The organism is Methylocella sp. CPCC 101449, from assembly GCF_031921685.1.
Lineage (GTDB): Bacteria > Pseudomonadota > Alphaproteobacteria > Rhizobiales > Beijerinckiaceae > Terripilifer.
Map to the genome: position 1 here is coordinate 739,027 of NZ_JAPDHU010000001.1, position 26,200 is coordinate 765,226.

Annotated in this window: 25 protein-coding genes; 18 read left to right on the plus strand and 7 right to left on the minus strand. The window is 61.9% G+C overall.

Features of this window, described 5'->3' with window-relative positions; genetic code table 11:
- The first annotated feature begins 108 nt into the window (after positions 1-108).
- The 8 genes from OIM99_RS03325 to ptsN all read left to right on the plus strand — a co-directional run bounded on the left by OIM99_RS03325 (position 109) and on the right by ptsN (position 7,879).
- Positions 109-1,533, plus strand: coding sequence for an FMN-binding glutamate synthase family protein (locus OIM99_RS03325; RefSeq protein WP_311848896.1), 1,425 nt, complete (start codon positions 109-111; stop codon positions 1,531-1,533).
- A gap of 137 nt (positions 1,534-1,670) precedes the next feature.
- Positions 1,671-2,285, plus strand: a complete 615-nt coding sequence (locus tag OIM99_RS03330) for a ribonuclease D (protein WP_311848898.1) — start codon at positions 1,671-1,673, stop codon at positions 2,283-2,285.
- 111 nt (positions 2,286-2,396) lie between these two features.
- Positions 2,397-3,107 (plus strand): LPS export ABC transporter periplasmic protein LptC, encoded by a 711-nt coding sequence (lptC, locus tag OIM99_RS03335; RefSeq protein ID WP_311848899.1) that lies wholly within the window; start codon positions 2,397-2,399, stop codon positions 3,105-3,107.
- Positions 3,104-3,694, plus strand: coding sequence for an LptA/OstA family protein (locus tag OIM99_RS03340; protein ID WP_311848900.1), 591 nt, complete (start codon positions 3,104-3,106; stop codon positions 3,692-3,694). The genes lptC and OIM99_RS03340 overlap by 4 nt, the downstream gene beginning before the upstream one ends.
- Before the next feature lie 136 nt (positions 3,695-3,830).
- On the plus strand, positions 3,831-4,676 hold the full coding sequence (gene lptB / locus OIM99_RS03345; RefSeq protein ID WP_311848901.1) for an LPS export ABC transporter ATP-binding protein: 846 nt from the start codon (positions 3,831-3,833) through the stop codon (positions 4,674-4,676).
- 234 nt (positions 4,677-4,910) lie between these two features.
- Positions 4,911-6,518 carry an RNA polymerase factor sigma-54 gene (gene rpoN / locus OIM99_RS03350; protein WP_311848903.1) on the plus strand — a complete coding sequence of 536 codons (1,608 nt, stop codon included), beginning with the start codon at positions 4,911-4,913 and terminating at the stop codon, positions 6,516-6,518.
- Positions 6,519-6,780: 262 nt separating this feature from the next.
- Positions 6,781-7,368, plus strand: coding sequence for a ribosome hibernation-promoting factor, HPF/YfiA family (gene hpf / locus OIM99_RS03355; RefSeq protein WP_311848905.1), 588 nt, complete (start codon positions 6,781-6,783; stop codon positions 7,366-7,368).
- 46 nt (positions 7,369-7,414) lie between these two features.
- Entirely contained in the window at positions 7,415-7,879 is a 465-nt protein-coding gene (ptsN, locus tag OIM99_RS03360) for a PTS IIA-like nitrogen regulatory protein PtsN (protein ID WP_311848907.1), read from the plus strand.
- Here ptsN and OIM99_RS03365 read toward each other — a convergent pair whose 3' ends face one another.
- Complete coding sequence (locus tag OIM99_RS03365; RefSeq protein ID WP_311848909.1) at positions 7,880-8,671, minus strand: TSUP family transporter; 792 nt, start codon at positions 8,669-8,671, stop codon at positions 7,880-7,882. It abuts the gene before it with no gap.
- A 121-nt stretch (positions 8,672-8,792) separates the two neighbouring features.
- Positions 8,793-9,788: a glucokinase gene (locus OIM99_RS03370; protein ID WP_311848911.1), complete on the minus strand. Its 996-nt coding sequence runs from the start codon at positions 9,786-9,788 to the stop codon at positions 8,793-8,795.
- Positions 9,789-9,909: 121 nt separating this feature from the next.
- On the opposite strand from OIM99_RS03370, the gene OIM99_RS03375 reads away from it, so the two are divergent.
- From OIM99_RS03375 to OIM99_RS03410, 8 genes are all read left to right on the plus strand, one after another.
- The gene (locus OIM99_RS03375) at positions 9,910-10,371 is read left to right on the plus strand and encodes a MarR family winged helix-turn-helix transcriptional regulator (protein WP_311848913.1); all 462 of its coding nucleotides are present in this window, start codon (positions 9,910-9,912) and stop codon (positions 10,369-10,371) included.
- 5 nt (positions 10,372-10,376) lie between these two features.
- Positions 10,377-11,645 (plus strand): HlyD family secretion protein, encoded by a 1,269-nt coding sequence (locus OIM99_RS03380; RefSeq protein WP_311848915.1) that lies wholly within the window; start codon positions 10,377-10,379, stop codon positions 11,643-11,645.
- 3 nt (positions 11,646-11,648) lie between these two features.
- Entirely contained in the window at positions 11,649-13,181 is a 1,533-nt protein-coding gene (locus OIM99_RS03385) for a DHA2 family efflux MFS transporter permease subunit (protein ID WP_311848916.1), read from the plus strand.
- A 168-nt stretch (positions 13,182-13,349) separates the two neighbouring features.
- Complete coding sequence (locus OIM99_RS03390) at positions 13,350-14,021, plus strand: dienelactone hydrolase family protein (RefSeq protein ID WP_311848917.1); 672 nt, start codon at positions 13,350-13,352, stop codon at positions 14,019-14,021.
- Between the two features lie 158 nt (positions 14,022-14,179).
- Positions 14,180-14,674 (plus strand): tripartite tricarboxylate transporter TctB family protein, encoded by a 495-nt coding sequence (locus tag OIM99_RS03395; RefSeq protein WP_311848919.1) that lies wholly within the window; start codon positions 14,180-14,182, stop codon positions 14,672-14,674.
- 12 nt (positions 14,675-14,686) lie between these two features.
- The gene (locus tag OIM99_RS03400) at positions 14,687-16,186 is read left to right on the plus strand and encodes a tripartite tricarboxylate transporter permease (RefSeq protein WP_311848920.1); all 1,500 of its coding nucleotides are present in this window, start codon (positions 14,687-14,689) and stop codon (positions 16,184-16,186) included.
- A 117-nt stretch (positions 16,187-16,303) separates the two neighbouring features.
- A complete protein-coding gene (locus OIM99_RS03405; RefSeq protein WP_311848921.1) occupies positions 16,304-17,278 on the plus strand; it encodes a tripartite tricarboxylate transporter substrate-binding protein in 975 nt (324 codons plus the stop codon).
- Between the two features lie 177 nt (positions 17,279-17,455).
- Positions 17,456-18,346 carry a dioxygenase gene (locus OIM99_RS03410; RefSeq protein WP_311848922.1) on the plus strand — a complete coding sequence of 297 codons (891 nt, stop codon included), beginning with the start codon at positions 17,456-17,458 and terminating at the stop codon, positions 18,344-18,346.
- A gap of 389 nt (positions 18,347-18,735) precedes the next feature.
- Here the strand turns inward: OIM99_RS03410 and OIM99_RS03415 are convergent, their stop codons facing one another.
- The 3 genes from OIM99_RS03415 to OIM99_RS03425 are packed head-to-tail and all read right to left on the minus strand — an operon-like array spanning position 18,736 to position 21,750.
- The gene (locus OIM99_RS03415; protein ID WP_311848923.1) at positions 18,736-20,253 is read right to left on the minus strand and encodes a tripartite tricarboxylate transporter permease; all 1,518 of its coding nucleotides are present in this window, start codon (positions 20,251-20,253) and stop codon (positions 18,736-18,738) included.
- Positions 20,250-20,786, minus strand: a complete 537-nt coding sequence (locus OIM99_RS03420) for a tripartite tricarboxylate transporter TctB family protein (RefSeq protein ID WP_311848924.1) — start codon at positions 20,784-20,786, stop codon at positions 20,250-20,252. Before OIM99_RS03420 ends, OIM99_RS03415 begins: the two co-directional genes overlap by 4 nt.
- Entirely contained in the window at positions 20,779-21,750 is a 972-nt protein-coding gene (locus OIM99_RS03425; protein WP_311848925.1) for a tripartite tricarboxylate transporter substrate-binding protein, read from the minus strand. Before OIM99_RS03425 ends, OIM99_RS03420 begins: the two co-directional genes overlap by 8 nt.
- A 247-nt stretch (positions 21,751-21,997) precedes the next feature.
- Between OIM99_RS03425 and OIM99_RS03430 the strand changes: the two genes are divergently transcribed.
- Positions 21,998-22,372 (plus strand): hypothetical protein, encoded by a 375-nt coding sequence (locus OIM99_RS03430; RefSeq protein WP_311848926.1) that lies wholly within the window; start codon positions 21,998-22,000, stop codon positions 22,370-22,372.
- Between the two features lie 197 nt (positions 22,373-22,569).
- Here OIM99_RS03430 and OIM99_RS03435 read toward each other — a convergent pair whose 3' ends face one another.
- Both OIM99_RS03435 and OIM99_RS03440 read right to left on the minus strand, forming a co-directional pair.
- Positions 22,570-23,799, minus strand: coding sequence for a flavin-dependent oxidoreductase (locus OIM99_RS03435; RefSeq protein WP_311848927.1), 1,230 nt, complete (start codon positions 23,797-23,799; stop codon positions 22,570-22,572).
- A 19-nt stretch (positions 23,800-23,818) separates the two neighbouring features.
- On the minus strand, positions 23,819-24,853 hold the full coding sequence (locus OIM99_RS03440) for an ABC transporter substrate-binding protein (RefSeq protein ID WP_311848928.1): 1,035 nt from the start codon (positions 24,851-24,853) through the stop codon (positions 23,819-23,821).
- A gap of 192 nt (positions 24,854-25,045) precedes the next feature.
- Between OIM99_RS03440 and OIM99_RS03445 the strand changes: the two genes are divergently transcribed.
- Entirely contained in the window at positions 25,046-26,143 is a 1,098-nt protein-coding gene (locus tag OIM99_RS03445; RefSeq protein ID WP_311848929.1) for an amidohydrolase family protein, read from the plus strand.
- Positions 26,144-26,200: the final 57 nt, after the last annotated feature.

A 26,200-nucleotide genomic window follows, 5' to 3' on the forward strand; every position in this document is an offset into this window, starting at 1 on the left:
CCGCGCGGCTGATTTGGCTGGTGGTAAGCTCAACACTATTTGTGCTGACATTCTGTTGCCGCGCTTCCCCAGCGCGCGCCGCTTCTAAGGAAACGTCCGGAGTTTTCCATGATCATTCTGCTGATCGTCGTCGCCTGCCTGATCCTGGGCGTTTTCATTCATGACATCAGACAGACCAATCACGCCATCCTGCGCAATTTCCCGGTCATCGGTCATTTCCGCTATTTCGCCGAGACCTGGGGCGAATATATGCGGCAGTATCAATATCTGCCCGATTGGAGCGAGCGGCCGTTCAACCGGCTCGAACGCTCCTGGATCTATCGCTCGGCCAAGGGCGTGACGAATCTGATCAGTTTCGGCAGTTCGGCAACGCCAAGCTTTGCCTTTCGCAACGCCGCTTTCCCGGTGCTGGAAGAAGACCGCCGCTCCTATCCCGGCAAGATGATCGGCATCGCCGAAGGTCCGGGCTCCTGCGCCAAACCTTATTTCGCCAAGAGCTTTTTCAACGTCAGCGGCATGAGTTTCGGCGCCCTGAGCCCGGCGGCGGTGACGGCGCTGTCGAAAGGCACGCAAATGGCCGGCATATGGCTTGCCACCGGCGAAGGTGGGCTGTCGCCCTATCACCTGATCGGCGGCGGCGACGTGATCATGCAGATCGGCACGGCCAAATACGGCGTGCGCGATGCCAGCGGCAATCTGTCGGACGATCGCCTGCGCGCCATCGCAGCGCATGACACCGTGCGCATGTTCGAGGTGAAACTGGCGCAAGGCGCCAAGCCCGGCAAAGGCGGCATCCTGCCCGGCATCAAGGTGACCAAGGAGATTTCCGAAATTCGCGGCATTCCGATCGGCGAGGATTCGATCAGTCCCAACCGCCATCGCGATATCGCCAATGTGCGCGAGCTCGGCCTGTTCGTGCAGCGCGTGCGCGAAGTGACGGGCAAGCCGGTCGGCGTGAAATTTGTCGTCGGCGATACGATGGCGCTCGACGAATGGTTCGAGGATTGCCTGCGCCATCCCGAAGGCTGCCCCGACTATATTCATGTCGATGGCGGCGAAGGCGGCACGGGCGCGGCGCCCGCCGCGCTGATCGAACATGTCGGCATGCCGATCACGCTGGCTTTGCCGGCGGTGGTGGAATCGCGCGATCGCCACGGCCTGCGCGACCGCATCCGCATCTTCGCCGCCGGCAAGCTGGTGACCCCCGACAAGGTCGCCTGGGCGCTGTGCATCGGCGCCGATTTCGTCGTCAGCGCCCGCGGCTTCATGTTCTCGATCGGCTGCATCCAGGCGATGAAATGCGGCTCCGGCCGCTGCCCGACCGGCGTGACGTCGGCCGAACCCCGGCTGATCGCCGGCCTCGATCCGGCCGACAAGGCGGTGCGCGCCGCCAATTACGCCAAACGGATGATCGAGGAAGTGGAGATCATCGCCCATAGCTGCGGCCTGGCCGGGCCGCAGGATTTCGCCCCCCATCACGTCACCGAGGTCGAACGCGGCGTCGCCGGCTTCCGCAATACCGGCGCCGAGTGAGGGCGGCGCCTCATCGTTAACGCCCAAGTTGACGCCGGGCGCATCCGGACGCCATAAGCGGCGACCGGCCGGCCCGCCGTCAACTCGACTTGAACCCCTTTAGCCCACCCTCGGCCGGCGTGACATGAGCCCATCCGATGACCATCCGCCTGCACAAGGGTGACCTGCCCGCCAATACCAGCTTCGGCGACGCCGTCGCGATCGACACCGAGACGCTCGGCCTGCATCCGCACCGCGACCGGCTGTGCGTGGTGCAATTGTCGCGCGGCGACGGCACGGCCGATGTGGTGCAGATCGAAAAGGGCCAGACCCGGGCGCCGAATCTCGAAAAGCTCTTCGCCGACCCGAACGTGACGAAGATCTTCCATTTCGCCCGTTTCGATATTGCCGTGCTTTACAATGCCTTCGGCGTCATGCCGGCGCCGGTCTACTGCACCAAGATCGCCTCCAAACTGGCGCGCACCTATACCGACCGGCACGGTCTGAAGGACCTGGTGCGGGAGCTGACCGGCGTCGATCTGTCGAAACAGCAGCAATCGTCCGACTGGGGCGCCGACAAATTGACCGAGGCGCAACTCGCCTATGCCGCCTCCGACGTGCTGCATCTGCACGAATTGCGCCGCAAACTCGACGCCATGCTGGCGCGCGAAGGCCGCCGCGAGATCGCCGCCGATTGTTTCGGCTTCCTCCCGTCCCGCGCCAAGCTCGACCTGATGGGCTGGCCGGACAGCGACATCTTTTCGCACGAATAGGGCAGTTTAGAGCGGCGGGCGGCGAAAGGAGCCCTCATTCAGCCTCAACTTTGCCATTGGCGGCCGCCAAAGGTAATGTCGGGGCGAAGGAATTGGGGCCTGCATACCAGTATGACCGACACATTGATCCCGGTGAACGACAGCACGCTGCTTCGCCCGCAGGTCGATCGCGCGCAGGCCTTCGTCAAGGCCGACCGCCATTCGCGGCGGGTGCGGCGGCTGCGGCGGCTGATCATCGTCGGCTCGAGCATCGCCATCGTCGCCTTCCTCGGCGCCCTGATCTTCAATCCGTTCCGCGATCTGCCCGGCAACGTCTCGATCGGCCAGGCGACGCTCAACGGCACCAAGGTGACCATGGAACTGCCGAAGCTCAGCGGCTTTCGCCCGGACGGGCGTCCCTATGAGGTCAGAGCCAAATCCGGCGTGCAGGACGTGCGCACGCCTAAAGTCATCGAGCTGAACGAAATCGAAGCGCGCATCCGCACCGCCGATGACACCAACGTCAACATCAGCGCGCCGCGCGGCGTCTACGACAGCGCCGCCGACACGATGGCGCTTGCCTCCGATGCCGCCGAAGGGCGCATCCGCATCACCAGTTCTTCGGGATATGATATCGTTCTGCGCAGCGCCGACGTGCGCTTCAAGGACAGCACGATGACCTCGGATGAGCCGGTCACCGTGCGCATGAAGAACAATACGGTTTCCGCCGACAAGCTCGAAATCGCCGATAAAGGCTCGGTGGTGATCTTTTCCGGCAATGTGAAATCAACGATCGTGCCGGACCTCGGTCTGCAAGCCGATCAAGTGAAAGGCGAACAATGAAGCGCGTAGCAATTGGATTCGGGCTTGGGTTCGGGCTTGCCGTACTGATCGCGAATGCGGCTCTCGCCCAGCGCGCGGGCCCTGTGCTGCCGGGCGGCAATTCCAAATCGCCGGTGAATGTCGATGCCGCCAAGCTCGAATATTTCGACAAGGAACAGAAGGCGGTCTATTCGGGCGGCGTCGTCGCGCGGCAGGGCGAAGCGACCATGCGCGCGTCCACGCTCACCGTCATCTTCGAGCGCGATCCGGCCAGTGGCGAAGGCGGCAATGCGAGCAGCGGTGGCGGCGGTGCAGGTGCCGGAGCGACCGGCAACCAGGTCAAGCGCATCGAAGCCACCGGCCCCGTCACCGTCGTCGAGAAGGAACGGGTCGGCACCGGCGATCGCGGCATTTACGAGCGCGCCGAGAACAAGGTCTATCTCATCGGCAATCCGACGCTCAGTGAGTGCGGCAATGTGGTGAAGGGCGACAAGGATTCCCGCCTCATCTACGATCTGACCAACAACCGCGCCCAGATCACCGGCCGGGTCTCGAGCACCTTCGTGCCCGGCGGCGGCAATTGCAGCACCAACAAGCCGGCGCGCTAGCGCCCTCCCCCGGATTCGCTTTTTTCGCGGAATCATCTAAAGCCCTGCGGCCCGTCACTGATCGCGTTTCCCCATGACGTTTTTTTCCAACCTTTTCCGGCCGGCCGCTCGCCTTGGGCGTGGACTGAGCGATCGCATGCGCGAACAGGCCGAACAGGCAGGCCTGATCGAAAAGGTCGGCACGGAGGACGAGCCGGCCCCCGCGCTCGATGCGCTGGCCAGCCGCGAACTGCCGCAGCGCGAGGTCGCTCATCTCGGCGACGGTTCGTTGGGTGCTTATAATTTAGGCAAAAGCTACAAGGGCCGTCAGGTCGTCGCCAATGTCAGCTTGAATGTGCGGCGCGGCGAATCCGTCGGCCTGCTCGGCCCCAATGGCGCCGGCAAGACCACGGTGTTTTATATGATCACCGGCCTGGTGAAGGCCGACAAAGGCTCGATCGAGCTCGACGGGCATGACGTCACCGGCCTGCCGATGTATCAGCGCGCCCGCCTTGGCATCGGCTATCTGCCTCAGGAAGCATCGATTTTCCGGGGTTTGTCGGTCGAGGACAACATCCGCGCCGTACTTCAGGTGACGATCAAGGAACGCGACGAACAGGAGGCGGAACTCGACGCCCTGCTCGACGAATTCGACATCAAGCGTCTCCGCAAATCGCCCTCCATCGCCTTGTCGGGCGGCGAGCGGCGGCGCTGCGAAATCGCCCGCGCCCTGGCCGGGCAGCCGACATTCATGCTGCTCGACGAGCCTTTCGCCGGTATCGACCCGATCGCGGTCGGCGATATTCAGGCTCTGGTGCGCCATCTGACGCAGCGCGGCATCGGCGTCTTGATCACCGATCACAATGTCCGCGAAACCCTCGGGCTGATCGACCGTGCTTATATTATCCACAGCGGCCATGTGCTGACGGAGGGTTCGCCCGAGGCCATCGTCGCCGACCCGGACGTGCGACGCTATTATCTAGGCCAGGACTTCCGCATGTAGGGGCTGGCGCCCGTCGCCCTCTTGTCATAAATAGGATAACCAAATCAGCGATATAGTGTTGCCTTTCGCTGTCTTGGGCCGGTCCTGACCGGTCGGTTTCACCAGCCCTTAACCGCCGGCTGGTTTCGCTCGATAAAATCCGCGCGAATTCTCCCTGACAGGATTCCTTATGCTATAAGGAAGCAAGAAACGGGCCGAACCAGTGTACGGCCATGATCAAGCGTGGATTGAGTGATGGCGCTTTCAACTCGCCTCGTCATGCGTCAGGGGCAGTCCCTGGTGATGACGCCGCAGCTTCTGCAGGCGATCAAGCTGTTGCAATTGTCGAGTTTTGAACTGTCGGCCTTCGTCGAACAGGAACTCGAACGCAATCCGTTGCTCGAACGGGCCGATGAGGCGCCGGAGGCCCCGACCGGCGGCGACGCGGCCTCCGACAACAGCTCTTCCAACGACGATTTCGACGGCGGATCGGATGAGGGCGGCGATTACGGCTCCGACTATTCCGGTGGCGATGACGATCATGCGCCTGATTGGGCGAGCGAAAACCTCGCGACGTCAGCCGATACGCTCGAACACGATCTCGGCACTGAAATCTCCAACACTTACGACGCCGACATGGCGACGCCGCAGGTTTCAGCCGCGAACGAAGACCAATCGCTGTCGGCAACATCCTGGACGGGCACGCAAGGCTCGGCATCAGGCGATGGCGAAAGCCCCAATCTCGAAGCTTATGTCGCCAGCCAGCTTTCCCTGTCCGAACATCTCGAACAGCAATTGGCGCTTGCGGTTACCGATCCGATGGATCGGTTGATCGGCCATGCCTTGATCGATGCGATCGATGAAGCCGGCTATCTCAGGGAACCCGTCGCCGATGTCGCCGATCGCCTCGGCACCACGGTGGAGCGGGTCGAAAAGGTTCTGCGCGTCATTCACACCTTTGAGCCGAGCGGCATCGGCGCACGCGATCTTGCCGAATGCCTGGCGATCCAGTTGCGCGAGAATGATCGTTTCGATCCTGCCATGCAGACGCTTGTTGCGCATTTGCCTTTGTTGGCGCGGCGCGATTTTGCGCAGTTGCGCAAGTTGTGCGGCGTCGATGATGAAGATTTGACCGATATGCTCAATGAAATTCGCCGGCTCGATCCGAAACCCGGTCGAGCTTTCGGCGGTGCACCGATGCAGCCGGTCATTCCCGACGTCACCGTACGCCCAGCATCGGACGGCAGTTGGCTCGTGGAACTCAATGCGGAAGGCTTGCCGCGCGTTCTGGTCAACCAGACCTATGCGGCGCGCGTGGGCGGCAATGGTTCAGCCAAGCCTGCCGACAAAACCTACATCGCTGAATGTTTGCAGAGCGCCAACTGGCTGACCCGCAGCCTGGAACAGCGCGCGCGCACCATTCTGAAAGTGGCCAGCGAGATCGTACGCCAGCAGGATGCCTTCTTTGCCAAAGGCGTCGAACATCTGCGACCGCTGAACTTGAAAATGGTCGCCGACGTCATCGGCATGCATGAATCCACGGTGTCGCGTGTCACATCCAACAAATATATGTCGACACCACGTGGTTTATTCGAATTCAAGTATTTTTTCACGGCCGCTATCGCATCGCACTCAGGCGGCGAAGCGCATTCGGCGGAAGCCGTGCGGCACCGCATCAAACAGATGATCGATCAAGAAGATGCCAATTCCGTTCTGTCCGACGATGCCATCGTTTTGCGCCTGAAACAGCAGAATGTGGAGATCGCCCGCCGCACGGTGGCCAAATATAGGGAAAGCCTGCGGATCGCTTCCTCCGTCGAAAGACGTAGGGAAAAACTCGCCGCCGCCCGGAAAAATTCTTAATAGCCCCCGCAGCCATTCCGTTGAATTTCATGCTATAATCGAGGTGCCTTGGAGGTTCTTCCAAACCTTCCTGGCAAGAGGGTCCCGCCCGCCAAACCGGCGGCACTTGCATCTGCGCTCCCGGTCGCCTATGCAGCGCCGCTTTGGAAAGGGTGTTCGGACGCAACGGGGTGTTGCGCAATGAGGCCAAACAATTTTTGGCCAAGCTGAGCAGCAACCAATGCATCGACGTCATGTTGATGCAATGAGGAGTGGGCGACGAATGGATCTACGTGTTTCCGGCAAGAACTTCGACATCGGCGAAGCCCTGCGTCAGCACGTGCTTGAGCGCGTGAACGCAGCCGTGGATAAGTATTTCAACGGTTCCGTCGCGGGCCATGTGATCCTCGATCACGAAGGCACAGGCTTTAAGGCGGATTGCACGCTGCATCTTTCCTCCGGCACGACCTTGCATTCGGAAGGTCGCGCGCACGAAGCTTATTTATGTTTCGATCAAGCGGCGGAGCGGCTTGAAAAGCGGTTGCGGCGCTACAAGCGTCGCCTCAAGGACCGCCACGGCCCCAATGGGGTGGACGGCAACGGCGACTTCGAAACGATGGCACGCTACATCCTCGAAGCGCCGGCAGACGATAATGATGACGATGCGGAGTTCCATCCGATCATCGTTGCGGAAAAGACCGAAGCCTTGCAGACGATTTCGGTTTCCGAAGCGGTGATGGATCTCGATATCACCGGCGCGCCGGTGATGGTGTTCCGCAATGCTGGCAGTGACCGCGTCAACATTGTGTATCGGCGTCGCGACGGCAACATCGGCTGGATCGATCCAGCGGGTGCGGCCAAGAGTAACTGAAGCGCAACAAAGACATCGCACGTCGAGTCAGTTCGGACATCCCATCATGCGCATGAGCGATTTAATCAGCGCGGCCTCGATTCTGCCCGCGCTGAAAGCGTCGAGCAAAAAGCAGGTCCTGCAGGAAATGTGCGCGACGGCGGCCCTCAATTGCGGGCTGCCGGAGCGCGAAATTCTCTACACGATCACGCAGCGCGAGCGCGTCGGCTCCACCGGCGCGGGCAATGGCGTGGCCATTCCGCACGGCAAGTTCGCCAAGCTCAACCGCATCGTCGGCGTTTTCGCGCGCTTGGAGAAGCCGGTGGATTATGATTCACCGGATGGCGCGCCCGTCGATCTCGTTTTCATGTTGCTGGCGCCGGAAGGCGCGGGCGCCGATCATTTGAAGGCGCTGTCGCGCGTGGCCCGCCTGCTGCGCGATCCCGACGTCACCGCGAAACTGCGCGCGACCAAGGATACCGATGGGCTTTACGTCTTGATGACGCAGGATGCGAAGCCGTTCGCGGCTTGATCAGAACATTCCAGAGATAAAAACACGCACGGGATTGTCGGCGGCGGAAAACAGTTTCGCGGCCATGATCAGCGCGATGATCACAACCAGCGGCTTGATGATCTTCTTGCCGAAGGTGACGGCGAGCGCCGAGCCGATCTGCGCCCCGATCAAAGCACCTGCCGCCATGCACAATCCAATCGGCAGATGAACGACGCCCATCACGAGAAAGACGATGAGGCCGCCGACATTGCTGGCGCCGTTCGCCACTTTGGTCAGCGCCGTGGCCCGCACCGCACCAAAGCCGAGCAGACCAACGATCGCCGCCATATAGAGCGAGCCGGCGCCCGGTCCGAAGATGCCGTCATAAAAACCGATGAGCGGAATGATCGTCAGATTGAACAATAGCGGCGACAACCGGTGATGCGCGCCATGATCGGTGAGCTGCGGCGATAGAATGAAATAGGCGGCCACGGCAACGAGCACGAAAGGGATGACCGCCGACAGAACATGCGCCGGAATGAGATTGACCGATTGCGCACCAAGCAGCGAGGCACATAAGGCCGCCGCGCCGATCGGCAGGGCACGCCGCCATTCGATCAAACCGCGCTTGGCGAAGGCCGCGACCGCCGACAGCGTGCCGACCGAGCCTTGCAGCTTGTTGGTGGCGATCGCCGTCACCGGATCGAGGCCGGCCAAAAGCAGTGCGGGCAGCGTGATCAGCCCGCCGCCGCCGGCAATGGCATCGAGACAGGCGGCGACCATGGCTATCAACGTCAGGACGATGAGCGTGGAGATGTCGCCGTCAAACATGAGGGATCACGGCAGGCGGCGGAGACAGGCGGGGCAGCATGGGAATGGGGCCGGCGGAATGAAAGGCCGACACCGGTATCACTCCGCCAGGGGCCAGCCAAGACGTGCTGTTTTGTCGCCATCAAACCCAGCAGCGCGCCGGATAGTCGATCACATAATCCTGAGGTGCGGCGGCGACGCGCGCCATGCCGCGCGCCACGATCGTCTCCTCGGTCAATAGACGCACGGGAATGGAGCGCAGCAGCGGCTGCATCGGCGCCTTGGCTTCGAAGGCGGCACGGAAAGCGGTCTCATCCAGGAAGTCGAGCAGTTTCGGCAGAACGCCGCCGGCCAGCGTGACGCCACCGCGCGCCATCAGCACCAGCGCCAGGTCGCCTGCATAGCGCGCTACCAATTGCCAGAAGTGCCGCAAGGTCGCGGCTTCCGGCCCTTGCGGAGCGGCGCGTGCCGCCGCGCCGAGAGCCGCCGCCGTCAGCGGATCGGGTGGCCTGCCCGCTGCCGCGAGACGGGCCGCATGCAGACGCTCGAGCCCCGGACCGGACAACAGCCATTCGGCCGATACGCGACCGAGCGCTTTGTCGAGATGGCTCCAGATCCGCGCTTCCTCCTCGGAGGCCGGGCCGAAATCGATATGCCCGGCTTCGCTGGGCAGCACGAGCAGGCCTGCGGGCGTCTGCGCCAGGGCCGCCATTCCCATGCCGGTGCCGGGGCCGAGCACGATGCGTGTGCCGTTCCCGGTCTGCGGATCACCGATGTACCGGGCATCGGCCAGGCCGACGATCGGCAAGGACAGCGCCTGCGCCTCGAAATCGTTGAGCAGCAGCCCTTGGTCGAGCCCCAGGCGGACGGCAATCGCCGCACCATCGATCGCCCAGGCGGCGTTGGTGAGTTGCAGCCGCCGTTCGGCCATCGGCCCGGCGGCGCAGACGATCAGTGAGCGGGCAACAAGCCCGGCCTCGCCCAGAACATGCGCGGCGGCTTCGCCCAGATCGTCCCAGTCATGGGTCGGCAAAGTCCCGAGGCGCCGCAGCACGCCGCCGGGGACGTCGACATGCGAGAAACGCATGTTTGTGCCTCCGACATCGCAGAGCAGCAGCGGAAATGGGAAAATCTTCATCAATATCAACTATCTCCCATCACATTGGGTTGCACCAGCTTGAAATTGGCGCATGGCACTGCAGCCATTTACCCGCTATATGATAACGCGAGTTATTATCTCGCCTGTTATGAACGGCGTCATGAATCCCGATAAAAACCCCGAAAACGAGCCACTTTTCCTTCTATACGACGTCGGTCGGCTGATGCGCACGCGTGCCGATCAAGCCGCCCGTTCGATGGGAATGACCCGCGCCCAATGGGTCATCCTGCTGTGGGTGGAGATGCGGCCCGGCCTGTCGCAGAACGAACTCGCCAGCCTGGTGGAAGTCGAGCCGATCACGGTCGGCCGCCTGGTCGATCGGCTGGAGGCTCGTAGTATGATCGAGCGACGCAACGATCCGAAGGATCGGCGCATCCATCGTCTGCATCTCGCCGACGAGGCCAAGCCGACCCTCGATAAGATCCAGGCCTATCGCACCAACCTCAACGCGCAATTCGCGCAGATCCTGGGGCCCGAAGCGTGGGCGCAGTTGCGCCAATCGCTGGCCAAGATCAAAGCGCAGATCGTCGATGATTCCGCTCTCTTTCATAAATTCGGATAGCCTGCATGACGTCCACCCGTGACAATTCCAATGCCTCCGCCGTGGTCGTCGAACTGCGCGAGGCACGCGAGGACAGCGAAGCACCGCGCGCCGATGCCTCCGGCCGCAACGCGCCCGACGAGCGCGCGGCCGATGCGGTGCGCGACAGTATCGCGGCCAACACGGCGCGCAGCGGCCGCAAGCGGCTGCGCGGCATCCTGATGCTGGGCGGCATCGCCGCCGTTCTCATCGTATCGGGTGTCATGTGGCTGCGCGGCGGCCGTTATGTCTCGACCGACGATGCCTATGTGCGCGGCGCGAAGCTGATGGTGTCGACCGACGTGTCGGGCATCGTCGCCTCAGTCGACGTGAAACAGGGCCAGCGCGTCAAGGCTGGAGACGTGTTGTTCCGTCTCGACGATCGGCAGTTCCGCAATGCTTTGGAACAGGCGCGCGCGCAACTGGCGCAGACCAAGCTCAATGTTGAAGCGCTGCGGCAAGACTATAAGCGCATTCAGGAAGACATCTCCACCGAGGCGGCGCTGGTCGATCTCGCCCGCACGGCGTTCGAGCGCGCGCAGGCCCTGGCGCGCAGCAATTTCGGCACGCGCGCCCAACTCGACCAGACGCGCTACACGCTGGCCGCGGAAGAGAGCAAGCTCGCCTCGCTGAAACAGCAGGCGGCGGTGGCGCTCGTGCGTCTCGGCGGCAATCTCGACACGCCGATCGCCAACAATCCGCAGGTCATGCAGGCGCAGGCGCAAACCGACGAAGCGCAGCGCATGTTCGATCGCGCCGTGGTGCGCGCGCCGTTCAACGGCATCGTCACCGCCGTCGAGCAATTGCAGGTCGGCACATACCTCGTGTCGCAGACGGCGGCGCTGACCAATACGGGCGCCGTCGGCCTCGTCTCGGAAGAGCGCGTGTGGATCGATGCCAATATCAAGGAAACCGATCTGACCTATGTCAGGCCCGGCAACCATGTCTCCTTCACCGTCGATGCCTATCCGCGCCATGAATGGAGCGGCCATGTCGACACGATCTATCCGGCGACCGGCGCGGAATTCTCGATCCTGCCGGCGCAGAATGCCGGCGGCAACTGGGTCAAGATCGTGCAGCGCCTGCCGGTACGCATCGCCATCGACCGCTCGCCGGACGATCCGCCGCTGCGCTCGGGCATGAGCGCCGTGGTCGACATCGATACCGAGCACACGCGCAGCGTTTCCGATATGTGGCATCTGATTGGTCTCGGCAGCCGCACGGCAAACTCCGAGACTCGCACCGAGAAACGCTGATCCATGGCCGGCGCGTCGCCCGTCCCTCATCGCGGCATCATCGTCATGTCGACGATTGCCGCGACCTTGATGCAGACGCTGGATTCGACTATCGCCAATGTGGCGCTGCCCCATATGCAGGGCTCGCTGTCGGCGACCGCCGATCAGATCACCTGGGTTCTCACCTCCTATATCGTCGCCACCGCCGTCATGACCGCGCCGGTCGGCTGGCTGTCGACACGCTTCGGCCGCAAGAATTTCTTCGTCTTCTGCCTCGCCGGCTTCACCATCGCTTCGGCTCTCTGCGGACTGGCGCAATCGCTCGAGCAAATCGTGCTCTATCGCGTCATTCAGGGCATGACGGGCGCGGCGATCGTGCCGCTGTCGCAATCGATCATGATGGATCTCTATCCGCCCGAAGAGCGCGGATCGGCCATGGCCATGTGGGGCATGGGAGTCATGGTCGGGCCGATCATCGGCCCCACCCTCGGTGGCTGGCTCACCGACATGTACGACTGGCGCTATGTCTTCTTCATCAACGTGCCGGTCGGCATCGCCGCCGTCTTCGGCATCTGGACCTTCCTGAAGGCACCCGCCGCCAATCGCTCGCTGCGTTTCGACTGGACCGGCTTCGTCGTGCTGGCGGCCGGGCTTGGTGCGCTGCAATTGATGCTCGATCGCGGCGCACAAAACGAATGGTTCGCCTCGCTGGAAATCGTCGCCGAGACGGTGATCGCCGGCCTCGGGCTCTATCTCTTCGTCGTGCATATTTGCTTGGCCGAAAAGCCCCTTATTCCGCTCGGCCTTTTCGCCAATACGAATTTCTCCATCGGTTTGGTGATGATGTTGTGCATCGGCGCCATTCTCGTCGCCAGCGTGGTGCTGCTGGGCACCTATTTGCAGACGCTCGGCGGCTATTCGGTGTGGGAAGCCGGCCTTTTGCTCGCGCCACGCGGCCTTGGCACCATGGCGGCGATGATGCTGGCCGGGCGGCTCGCCGACCGGTTCGACCCGCGCCTGGTGATGCTGTTCGGTTTCAGCACGCTGGGCTTCGGCCTGGTGCAGATGGCGACCTGGACGCCTGACATCGACCGTTTCACCATCGTCTGGGTGACCATGGTGCAGGGCTTCGCGCTCGGCATGATCTTCGTGCCGCTGCAGGTGCTGGCCTTCGCGACCATGCCGCCGCAATACCGCACCGATGGCACGGCCTTTTTCAGCCTGGTGCGCAATGTGGGCAGCGCGGTGGGCATTTCCGTCACCACTTTCGTGCTGTCGAACGCCACCCAGCTCGCCCATGCCCGCATCGCCGAGACCCTGACGCCGTTCAATCGGATGATCCAGACCGGCGGCGCCTATCTGTTGTGGAACAGCGCCACCGGGCGCGGACGGGCGGCTCTCAACGGCGAGGTGACCCGCCAGGCCATGCAGATCGCCTATGCCCAGGACTTTCTGTTGCTCGCATTGGTTGCAGTCCCCCCAGCACTCATGCTGATCCTGATGCGCCGGCCCGCGCGGCATGGCGCCCCCGGCATGGTGCATGCGATGGCGGATTGAGCCGATTTTGATGGGTTAACAGGCATTTTTTTGCGATTCAGGCCTAGCCTTACCGGTTCGGATGTTCTTTATATGCGCCCCGTCTTCCCACTTTTCCGGTGGCGGCACGCCTCTAGCGGGGGGCGACGCGGCGCATCGTTTTCGGTCACTCACTAACAAGAGGATACTATGGGAGAACGTGTCACGCTGACCTGTAAGGACGGGCAGAAAATCGGCGCTTACGTCGCCAAGCCGGCCGGCACGCCTAAGGGCGGCGTGGTCGTGCTGCAGGAAATTTTTGGTGCCAACCAGCACATCCGCAAGGTCGCCGACCTCTATGCGGAACAAGATTATCTGGCGATCGCTCCGGCGCTTTATGACCGCGTCGAGCCCGATGTCGAACTCGGCTATACGGGCGATGATCCCAAGACCGGCATGGCGATCCGCGCCAAGACCGAATTGCCCAAGACCCTGCTCGACATCGAAGCGGCGATCGATCACGTCAAGAGCGCCGGCAAGGTCGGCGTGGTTGGCTATTGCTGGGGCGGCACGCTGGTGTTCGCCGCGACCTGCAAACTGCCGGGCGTAGCGGCCGGTTCCGCCTATTACGGTGGCGGCATCGCCCAAATGCTCGACATGAAACCGACTGCACCGATCATCATGCATTTCGGCGAAAACGACCACGGCATTCCGCTGACGGACGTGGATAAGGTTAAGGCTGCGCTCCCCGATGTTCCGGTTTACGTCTATCCGGGCGCGGGTCACGGTTTCAATTGTGACGAACGGGCCAGCTATCAGAAGGAAGGAGCGGATCTCGCTCGTTCTCGCACGCTGGAGTTCTTCGCGAAGAACCTAGCTTAGCGGTCAGCATCGACGCCACGCGATGTGCAGCCCATAGGCTGCACATTTTTTACGTTTGCGTGACGTTTAACGTTGGCCTAGGTAACCGCAGTCCGTATGATTGCGGAGGCGCTCCCGTCGGGCTGAGGGGGTCGGGCGGGCGCTCAGGGGAAAAAACAATGTCTGATACAGGTAATACAACGAACGCGCCGGGAGGCACGTCCGACAATACGTATAACGTACCGCAGGACCTCTGCGGCGGCATCTTTCTCTTCCTCATTGCCGCATTTTTCGCATGGAAGGCATGGCCGCTTCCTCTCGGATCGCTGCGCGCCATGGGCCCTGGCATGTTGCCGATGTCCATTGCCGCGATGGTCGGCATTGGCGGTCTTGTCCTGGCCCTGAACGGCTTGCGCAAGGGCAGCCTGCTGCAAGAGAAGTGGCATCTGCGCGGGCCTTTCTTCGTGCTCGGCGGCATCGTGTTGTTCGGCTTGCTGATCCGCACCGCGGGTCTCGCGGTCGCCGGACCTGTATCGATGGTCTTTGCATCCCTGGCGACCAATGAGTTCCGCTTCAAAGAGTCGGTAATCTTTGCGGTGTGCATGACCGCCGCTTGCATCGTTCTCTTCAAATATCTGCTGGGACTTCCGATCCCGATCTTTCAGTTTATGTGAGCGGGGGGAAGTATGGATCTCTTTAACCACCTCGCACTGGGCTTTGGTGTTGCGTTTACGCTGAAGAACATCGGCCTGTGCTTCGTCGGTTGTATGGTGGGTACGTTGGTGGGCGTGTTGCCCGGCGTTGGCCCCATCGCAACGATCGCCATGCTGCTGCCGATCACCTTCGGCCTCGAGCCCGTCGGCGCGCTCATCATGCTCGCTGGCATCTACTACGGCGCGCAATACGGCGGTTCGACCACCGCCATTCTCGTCAACATCCCCGGTGAAGCCACCGCCGTCGTGACAACACTCGACGGCCATCAGATGGCCAAGCAGGGCCGCGCCGGTATCGCGCTCGGCATCGCGGCGATCGGTTCGTTCTTCGCTGGTTGCGTGGCGACGATCTTCATCGCGGCGCTCGGCCAGCCGTTGACCAAGCTGGCGCAATTGTTCGGTCCCGCCGAATATTTCTCGCTGATGGTGATGGGCCTGGTGTTCTCCACGGTTCTCGCCCGCGGTTCGATCTTCAAGGCGATCTTGATGGTGTTGCTCGGCCTGCTGCTGGCCACCGTCGGCACCGACCTTGAGACGGGCCAAGAGCGCATGACGATGGGCATCCAGTCGTTGTCTGACGGCATCGACTTCACGCCGCTCGCCATGGGTATCTTCGGTTTCGCCGAGATCGTCAGAAACCTCGAAAATCCGGAAGCGCGCGATGTCGTGCGCGGCAAGATCGGCCGTCTGTTGCCCGGTTGGGCCGACATCAAGCAGTCGATCGCGCCCGTGCTGCGCGGCACCTTCATCGGCGGCATTCTCGGCATTCTGCCGGGCAATGGCGCGGTGCTTGGCCCGTTCGCGTCCTATACGGTCGAGAAGAAGCTCGCCAAGGATCCGAGCCGTTTCGGCAAGGGTGCCATCGAAGGTGTGGCTGGTCCGGAATCGGCCAACAACGCCGGCGCGCAGACCGCCTTCATTCCGCTGCTGACGCTCGGCATTCCGCCGAACGCGGTGATGGCGCTGATGGTGGGCGCGATGACCATCCACGGCATCATCCCCGGCCCGCAGGTCATGACCAAGAACCCCGACCTGTTCTGGGGCATGATCGCCTCGATGTGGATCGGCAACCTGATGCTCGTCATCATCAACCTGCCGATGGTCGGCATGTGGGTGAAGCTCCTGAAAGTGCCTTATCGCCTGATGTTCCCGGCGATCGGCATCTTCTGCTGCATCGGCATCTACTCCATCAACAACTCGGCGGAAGACGTGATGTTCGCGGCCTTCTTCGGCCTGTGCGGCTACGTGCTGCTCAAGTTCGGCTTCGAGCCGGCGCCGATGCTGCTGGGCTTCGTGCTCGGCAAGCTGATGGAAGAGAAGCTGCGTCAGGCCCTCATCCTGTCGCGCGGCAGCTTCACGACGTTCATCGAGCGTCCGGTGTCGGCGGGCCTGCTTATCGTGGCCGCGGCCATGCTCTGCTTGGCGCTGTTGCCGACATTCAGTAAGCGACGCGAAGAAGTCTTTACGGAATAATCCGTTCAACTTTGGACGTATCGCGATATTTTGCCCCTTCCGGTCCTGCCGGAAGGGGCTTAGTTTTTACACCGTGTTTGGAGCCCGCAAGCACTTTGACGGGCGAAGGGAGACACCATGAAACGCTATCTCATCGGACTTGCCGCCCTGCTGGGGGTCGCCGCATCGCCGGCACTGGCACAGGACTATCCGACCAAGCCGATTACGATGATCGTGCCGTTCGCCGCCGGCGGCCCCACCGACATCATCGCCCGCATCGTCAGCGAACACATGTCGCGCGTGCTCGGCCAACAGATCATCGTTGAAAACGTCGCCGGCGCTGGCGGCACGACGGGCGTCGCCCGCGCCGCGGGTGCGGCACCGGACGGTTATACAATCGTCATGGGGCATATGGGCACCCATGGCGCGGCGCCCGCGCTCTATCCCAATCTGAAGTACAACCCGGCCACCGACTTCGCGCCGGTCGGCCTGGCCGCCGGCACGCCGATCCTGATCGTCGCGCGCAAGACGCATCCGGCGAAGGACCTCAAGGAATTCATCGATTGGGCGAAGAAGGCTGGCGACAAGGCCAACAATGCCTTCGCGGGCGTCGGCTCCGTGTCGCACTCCACCGGCATTCTGTTCAACTCGACCATCGGCACCAAGCCGACGATGATCCCCTATACGGGCACGGGTCCGGCTCTCAACGACATGGTGTCGGGCCAGGTCGACTACATGACCGACCAGATCGTCAACGTCGTCTCGCAGATCCAGGGCGGCAACATCAAGGCTTTCGCGATCGCGCTGCCGGAACGCTCGCCCGCTTTGCCTGACGTGCCGACCACCAAGGAACTCGGCCTCGACTATCAGGTCAGCGCCTGGAACGCGATCTTCGCGCCGAAGGGCACGTCGCCGGCGATCGTCGCCAAGCTCTCCGACGCTTTGGACAAGGCGCTCGACGACGCCAACACCAAGAAGCGCCTGGCCGAACTCGGTGGCGTGATCCCCGACAAGGCGGGCCGCACGCCGGCAGCGCTGCAAAAGCTGGTCGAGGACGAAGTGGCGCGCTGGACGCCGATTCTGAAGGCCGCTGCGGCCAACGAGAAAAAGTAAGCCTTAGAAATAACAGGCACCGATTTGACTGCGGTCATAAACGGCGGGCTTGCCCGCCGTTTTTTATCGACTTGGCGCGAGCGCCACGCTTAAAACCGTTCCAATCTCTTATTTGACGCGTCTTCATGGCGTTTGATGACGTCATCAAACGCTGAACGCTATCGTGGGAGGAACGATATGATTATCCGCGATCATCAACATCTGACAGAAACCGCTCTGGCGGTGATGGAACAGACGCCCGACCCGCGCCTGCGCGAGATCATGGTCTCGCTGGTCAAGCATCTGCATGGCTTCGTCCGTGACGTGAAACTCACCGAACCGGAATTCCAAGCCGCGTTGGCGATCATCAATTCCATCGGCCAGCAATCGAGCGATACGCATAACGAAGCCTCGGTGATGGCTGGGTCGCTCGGCGTCTCGCCGCTCGTCTGCCTGCTCAACAATGGCAACAACGGCACGACCGAAACCACGGCCAATCTGCTCGGTCCGTTCTGGCGCATGAACGCACCGCGGGTCGACAACGGCGGCACACTGCTGCGCAGCGAAACGCCCGGCCCCACCATGTTCGTCAACGGCTATGTGAAAGACCCGCAGGGCAATCCGATCGCCGATGCCGATGCCGACATCTGGCATTCTTCACCGGTTGGCCTCTACGAGCAGCAAGATCCCGAACAGGCCGAGTGGAATCTGCGCGGCATGTTCAAGACCGACAAGAACGGCCACTTCTGGTTCCGCTCGGTCAAGCCCGCCGGCTATCCGCTGCCCGTCGAAGGTGTCGTGGGCGATCTCTTACGAGCGCAGAAGCGCCAGCACTACCGGCCGGCGCATCTGCATGTGATGATCGTCAAGCCGGGATTCAAAACGCTGATCTCGCAAGTCTACGTCCACGACGATCCGCTGCTCGACAAGGACCCGCAGTTCGGCGTGACGCGGGCGCTGGTCGGCGACTACACGCGCCACGACGAGCCACCGCCGGCCAATGACGTGCCGACGCCCTGGTACTCGCTCGATTTCAATTTCACGATTGAGCCGGGTGAATCGAAGCTGCCGAGACCGCCCATCAAGTAGAGACCGCCGATCAAATGAATAAGCGCGCGCATCACGCGCGCGCTTTCGGCGCCTGCGCTCACAGAGCGGCAAGCCGAACGATCAACCGATCAGAAGGCCGATGGCCAAGATAGCCAGGCCGGCAAAAATTGCAGTGGCCTTGAGGCCCACATCCGCTGCATGGGGCATGGCCGGATCCTCCGTCCCATGGAATCATGCGTCCTTTCGGACTAGTCCGGTTTAGCCGACGCTGCGGCCATGCGCCACACCCAACAATACAGTGCAGATATGCGCTTACGTATGAGCTGAATGCATAACTAAAAGTGGATGAAAATTAATCTCGTCTTACGAAGACCTGGTGCGACGACGAGCGGGCCAAGATCGTGTTTCGATCGAAACGCGATCGGTTTTCAGGAATCTCCGGCCAAAGCCTGATTTTTCAATCGCATCGACTGCCAGAGGCCGAAGAGCCTTGGCCCAGCCAAAGCCAAAAGCGCCAGGATCAGGATCGTCGCCGAGATCGGCCGGGTGAAGAATACGGTCCAGTCGCCAGCCGAAATAGTCATAGCCTGACGGAAATTTTGCTCGGCCAAGGGCCCCAGGATCATGCCGATGATGACGGGCGCGGTCGGGAAATCGTAGCGCCGCATCAGATAGCCGAGGCCGCCGATCACATAGAGCAGGATGAGATCGACCGGCGACTGGGTGATGCCATAGGTGCCGATGGTGGCGAAGACGAGAATGCCAGCATAGAGCTGCGGCGCGGGAATGCGCAACATCTTCACCCAGATGGCGATCATCGGCAGGTTCAGCACCAGCAGCATGACGTTGCCGATGAACAGCGAGGCGATGAGCCCCCACACCAGGGTGGCCTGGGATTCGAAGAGCAGCGGCCCTGGATTGATGCCATAGCTCTGGAAGGCCGACAGCATGATCGCCGCCGTGGCCGAGGTCGGCAGGCCGAGCGTCAGCATCGGCACGAGCACGCCGGCGGCCGAGGCATTGTTGGCAGCCTCAGGCCCAGCCACGCCCTCGATCGCGCCATGGCCGAATTCCTCCGGCTTCGACGAGAGTTTCTTCTCGACGTAATAGCTGAGGAAGGTCGGAATTTCGGCGCCACCCGCCGGCATGGCGCCGATGGGAAAACCGAGTGCCGTGCCGCGCAGCCACGGCTTCCAGGAGCGGCCCCATTCCTCGCGGGTCATCCAGAGCGAGCCCTTGAGCGGAATGATCTCGTCGACGCCGCTGCGATAACGCGAGGCGACATAGAGCGTCTCGCCGACGGCGAAGAGGCCGACCGCGACGATGATGACATTGATGCCATCGAGCAATTCGGGAACGCCGAAGGTGAAGCGCGCCTGGCCGGTTTGCAGATCGACGCCGATCAGCCCCAAGAAAATGCCGAGGAACAAGGTCGCCAGACCGCGCGTCGCTGACGAGCCGAGAACGGCCGAGACAGTGACGAAGGCCAGGATCATCAGCGCGAAATAATCGGCGGGGCCAAAGCGCAACGCCCAATCAACCACCACCGGCGCCAGAAAGGTGATGCCCAACGTGCCGATGGTGCCGGCGACGAAAGAGCCGATGGCCGAAGTCGCGAGCGCCGCGCCGGCGCGGCCGTTGCGCGCCATCTTGTTGCCTTCGAGCGCGGTGACGATGGTGGCGCTTTCGCCGGGCGTGTTGAGCAGGATCGACGTGGTCGAGCCGCCATACATGGCGCCGTAATAGATGCCCGCGAAGAGAATGAAGGCGGCCGCCGGATCGACCTTGAAGGTGATCGGCAGCAGGAGCGCGATGGTCAGCGCCGGGCCAAGGCCCGGCAGAACTCCGATGGCGGTGCCGAGCGTCGTGCCGACCAGGCACCACATCAGATTGACCGGCGTCAGCGCGACGGCGAAGCCGTGCAGCAATTGATCGAAAGCGTTCATGACGGCACCACGCCGAAGAATGTGCTTTCAAGCCAGTTCTCGAGCAGACCCGCGCCGATGTTGATGCCGAGCGTCTTGGCGAAACCAAAATAAGCGATCAGCGCGAAGGCGAGGCCAATGCCGGCATCACGCAAGGGATTGCGCGAGCCAAAGCCCCTGGCCACGCAGACATAGAGAATGACCGAGGCAATGGTGAAGCCGAGCGGGCCGATCAGCACCACGTTGAGCACGAGGCCGGCGATGATCCAGGCGAGCGCGTGCCAATCAGGCCGGGCTTCGCGCTCTTCCTCCGGTTGCCAGCCGCCACGCACGGCGGAGAGCAGCAGCAGGATGCCGAGCGCGCCCAGACCAAGCGCCGCGAAGAACGGCATGACGGTGGGGCCGACCTGGGCATAAAGCGGCGAGACCGGAATCTCGAAGACCTGCCACACCATGACCGCGGCCAGGATGATGGCGCCCAGCGCGATGCACAATTCGCCGACGGCGAAGCCGCCGCGCGGCGCCACCATGGGATCGCCGGTCGGATCAGGCAAGGCCGAGTTCCTTGAGAATGCCGCCGATGCGCGCGGTCTCGTCGGTGATGAACTTGCCGTAGTCGGGACCGCTGAGCGTGATCTGCGTCCAATCCTGCCGCTTGCAGGTCTCGGCCCATTCCTTCGAGGCGGCGAGCTTTTCGATGACGGCGATCATCGCGGTGCGCTGCGCATCGTTGACGCCCGGAGGGGCGAAGACGCCGCGCCAGTTGAACAGTTCGACGTCGATGCCCTGTTCCTTCAGAGTCGGCGCATCGATCCCCTCGATCCGCTTGTCCGACGAGATCGCCAGGACGCGCAGCTTGCCCGCCTTGATCTGCTCACCGAACTCGCCATAGCCCGAAATGCCGGCGGCCACTTGGCTGCCGAGCAGCGCCGCCGTCGCCGGCCCACCGCCCGAGAACGCCACATAAGAGACCTTGGCCGGCGGCGCGCCCACCGCCTTGGCGATCATGCCGAGCAGAATGTGATCGGAACCGCCGGCCGAGCCGCCGGCCACGGGAACCTTGGTCGGGTCGGCCTTCAAGGCATCGGCGAAGTCCTTGGCCGATTTGAACGCGGAACCCGCCGGCACGCAGAGCGCCAGGAACTCGCCGGTCAGGCGGGCGATCGGCGTCACCTGGGTCAGGCTGAACGGGCTCTTGTTGGCGATCAGCGAGCCGACCATGACCATGCCGGCGACCATCAGGGCATTGCCCTGGCCCTTCCACTGGTTGAGGAACTGCGGCATGCCGACCGCGCCGCCCGCGCCCGGCACATTGGTGATCTGGACGCCATTGACCGCCTTGGTCGCCCGAAGCGCCGCTTCGAGGGCGCGCGCCGTCTGGTCCCAGCCACCGCCCGGTGCCGCCGGCACGAACATTTTCAGCATGTCGAGCGTCTGCGCCTCAGCGAGCGAAAGCCCAAGGCCTTGCGCCGCTCCAGCAGCAACCGTGGTCGCCAAAAGTTCGCGTCTGGTCAGCATGGAACGGCATCCTCCCCTAATTCGTCAGTGGCCTCATCCCACGGCAATGTGGCCCAAGGCAACCGCAGGGGCAAGCCAAGAGAGCGTAGTACGAATGTCGTGCGATCGTCATGTTCGTAAAGCGATCGTTTCGCGAGCGTGTAAGAAGACGATAAAAGATTCAATCTCTTGTCGTGCTTTAGCGGTTATCGATGCAGCGGCCGCACATCATCTGGCCAAATGGACTTCGGGGCCAAGCGAGGAAGAAATGCGCCTTATACCTTTGATCAGTGTCGTCGCGCTCGCAGCTTTGCTCGCAACCGCCAGTTCAGCGCAAATGATTTCGCCACCGATGCCGGTCAATCCGCGCGCCCTGGGAACGCGGGTGAGCGTCACCATTCAGATCACGACACCGATTCCGGCCAATACGGACACCGATGCGCAAATGCTGCTGATCGAAAACGCGCGCAAGCGCCTCTACCAGAGCACGGCGGCCGAATGCGCTATTTTGACGGAAGTCTATAAAAGCGAATGCCGGCTCGTCTCCGTCAATGCCAACAGTTCCATACAGATGCGCGGCGGCACGGTCGGTGACGTGGTCAACGCCACCGGCAGCGCCGTCTACGAACTTCTGGCGCGCTAGCAGGCTGATGAACAGCCTTGGTGTCATCCCGGACGCGCCAACGGCGCGATCCGGGAACCAGGGGCGAGCGGTAGAGCCTACAATCGCAGCGGTGAAGCGGCATTCGCAATCAACCCAGATTTCATCACGCGCCCCTGGTTCCCGGATCACGCTTCGCGTGTCCGGGATGACACGAAGGCTGCAGCCTATTCAACTGACTAGACCGGCTGCGGCGCGGCGAAACCGGCGATCTTCTTGTAGTTGTCGGAGAGGGCGCGCAGCTCGTCCTGGGTGATGTATTTGTCGAGATTGTCGAACGGCTTGTCGCCGACCAGTTCCTCGACTTTGATGTTGATGAAGTCAGGCGGATTGGAGCGGTTGGTCATCACCACTTTGTTGGCGACAGCGACGCGGGCCGTATCATAGGCGATCAGCGCCGAGGACACATCCTTTTGCGCCTGCAGGCAATCGGCCAGCGTGCGCGCGTCGATCGCCGCCTGGGCTGAACCGTTCGAACCGCGCGGGTACATCGGATGCGCCGCGTCGCCCACCAAAGTGACACGGCCGAAGGTCCAGCGATCGACCGGATCCTTGTCGACCATCGGATATTCGAGAATCATCTCCGACTTCTCGATCATGTCGGCGACATCGAGCCAGTCGAAACGCCAATCCTTGTAGATATGCTTGAAGTCGTCGAGATTGCCGGACTGGTTCCAGTCGTTCTTCTTGCCGAGTTCCGGCTGTTCGATCTCGGCCATCCAGTTGATGAGCTGATTGCCCTCGCCATCGACATTATCGATGATCGGATAGATCACCATTTTGCCGGTCTTGATCGAACCCACCCGCATATAGCTGCGCCCAGACAGGATCGGCTTGTGTTTGGTGACGCCGCGCCAGGTGTTGATGCCACCGAAAGCGACCTTGTCGTCGGGATAGAGCTGCTTGCGGATGACCGAATTGATGCCGTCGCAGGCGATCAAGGCGTCGGCGCGGATCGACGGACGCGTCTCGCCGGCAAAGGTCTTGAAATGGACGGTGACGCCTTTTTCGTCTTGTTCGAAACCGGCGCAAGACCAATCGGTGATCACCTTGTCGGCGCCGAGCCGCTCCTTGGCCGCCTTGAATAAAGTAAGATGCAGCTTGCCGCGATGAATGCCGACCTCGGGCTGCGGATAGCCGGCGAACCTGCCGCGCGGCTCCTTGTAGATGAGCTGGCCGAAACGGTTGAAGAAACAGCTATCGATATTGGTGATGCCCTGGCTCTGCAATTCGTCGGCCACACCGAGTGCCGCGAATTCGCGCATGGCGTGGGGCAGCAAAGTGATGCCGACACCCAGTTCCTTCACATCGGGCACGCGCTCATAGACCGTGCAATCGATGCCGCGGTTCTTCAGGTTCAGCGCCAGACACAGGCCGGCGATGCCGCCGCCCGCAATCGCGATATGCATTTTTGCCTCCGTCGTTTCTTCAATCCGGCTTCTTATAGGGACCAAGTTCCGCCTGCACTTGCTTGACGAAACTCATATCGATCACATCGGATGCCTTGATGTTCTTGTCCTGGATCAGGCCTTCGCTCTTGAAGAAAGCGAGATCGTCATCGAGACTGGCGATATTGACATTGCCATCGGGATCGCAGGCGCTCGGCGTCGTATCGCGATGCAGGTTGGCGTCCTTGACCTCGGTATATTGCACGAGGGTGGCGATGACGTCTTCGGCGCCCTTGCCGGCGATACGGCCGCCTTTCAGGGAATCGTTGTAGTCGCGCGCGCCGCGAATATAGGCGCGCATGAATTTCAGCGCATCGCCTGCCCGCTCCTTGCGAAACTTGTCGGCATAGAGCAGCACCGCCGTCTGATGATCGGGATAGACCTGCTCGTTCTTGTCGACCCGCACGGCAAGACCGGCGCGCTCGATCAAGGTCAATGTCGGTTCGTTGGTGATGCTGGCGTCGATGACCTTGTTGGCATAGGCGGGATAGTGCTGCGGGAAACCGAGCTCCACCACATCGGCGTCCTTGAACGCGATGCCGCCGAGTTTCAGCGCGAAATTGAGCGTCGCCGCATTGCCGGTGCCCTTGGCGACCGTGGCCAGTTTCAGACCTTTGAGATCGGCGAAGGTCTTGTAGCGACCGCTGTCGACGAGATCCTTGCGCACCATCAATTGCGAGAAGTTATAGCCGGGCTTGCTCGACCCTTTATCAGCCACGATGGCAATGCCGATCTTGCGCGAAAAGGCATTATAGAGCCCGGCCGAAACGGTGCCGCCGCCGACATCGAGTTCCCCCGTCCCCAAGGGCGCGATCATCCGGGCGGCCGAGGAGAAACCGACGAATTCGATATCGAGCCCCTCGGCTTTGAAATAGCCTTTCTTGTCCGCGATATAGATGGAAATGTCGCTGACCGTGTTGACGTTGCCGACTTTAACCTTGCTCTGCGCCTGTGCCGGCAAAGCCGAAACCGCGAGCCAAAAAGCCATTAGCGGCAGTCCAAGCCGTTGCATCATTGTTTCCTCCCCCGCGACGATCTTTTGTCCGCCGTCGCAAATTTTTGTCGCAAATTTTTGCAGTCGTCCCGCCCTCGTTTTAGAGGATGAAGCCACCACGTGTCGACAGGCATTGCGAAATGACAATTGCCAGTATGGCAAGGCAGCCCTAGATTTTGCCGCGGGGCGCAAGACGCCTCGAGGGAGGACTGCATGTCGAAATTCAGCGCAAGCGCCGTCGGCGCCGACGATCCTGTTGTATGCACTGGTCCCTGTTGCGGCGTCTCGCGTCGTGGTTTCTTGGCAAGTTTCGCGGCGGCGGGTGCTGCCACGGCGCTTCCCACATCAAGTTTTGCCCAGACGACGCCGGCCCCCAAGCGGCGTGTCATCGACGTGCATCACCATTACTTCCCCGATGTCTTCAAACAGTCCTCGGCGCGTGAGGGACCATTGCCGCCGTTCGTGCGCGATTGGTCGCCGCAGCGCATGATCGAGGAGATGGACAAGAACAATATCGAGAAGAGCGTGTTGTCGCTCGCTTCGGTGCCGGTCGGCTGGTTCCGCATGACGCCGGACGAATTGCGGCCGATCATCCGCACCTGCAATGAATATGCGGCCAAACTGGTACAAGACAACAAGGGCCGCCACGGCCTGTTCGCCTATGTCTCGTGCAAAGACGTCGACGGATCGTTGCAGGAGATCGCCTATGCCTACGATACGCTGAAGGCCGACGGCATCGAAATGTCGACGAGCTTCGGCGACAAATGGCCGGGGGATCCAGCCTTTACCCCCGTCTTCGAGGAATTGAACCGGCGCAAGGCCATCGTCTATTTCCATCCGCTGGCGCCGTTCTGCTGCGGCAATCTCGTCAGCGGCGTGCAGGATTCCTGGATCGAATATCCTTACGATTCCGGCCGCGCCATTCTGAGCCTGCTCTTCAACGGGACGCTGGCGAAGTTCCGCGACATCCGCTGGATCTTCTCGCACAGCGGCGGCGCCATTCCCTATCTGTCGCATCGCGTCGACTATCAGAGCCGGCCGCTGAAGAACCTCAAGGAGGTGGCGCCCGACGGCGTGCTCAACGAATTCCGCAGGCTGCATTACGAAACGGCAAATGCCGCCTCGGGTCCAGCCATCGCCGGACTGCTGAAACTCGTGCCGATCTCGCAGGTGATGTACGGCTCCGACTTCCCCTATGTGACGTCGGAGTACAATCTCGCCAATCTGCGCGGCAATGGCCTGAGCGACGCGGATATGACCGCCATCGAATATGGCAATGCCGAGAAGCTGATTCCGGCGCTCAAGAGCTGATCGAAACGATGCGCGAAACGACAATGGCCGGGCGTTGCCCGGCCATTTTTATTTGGA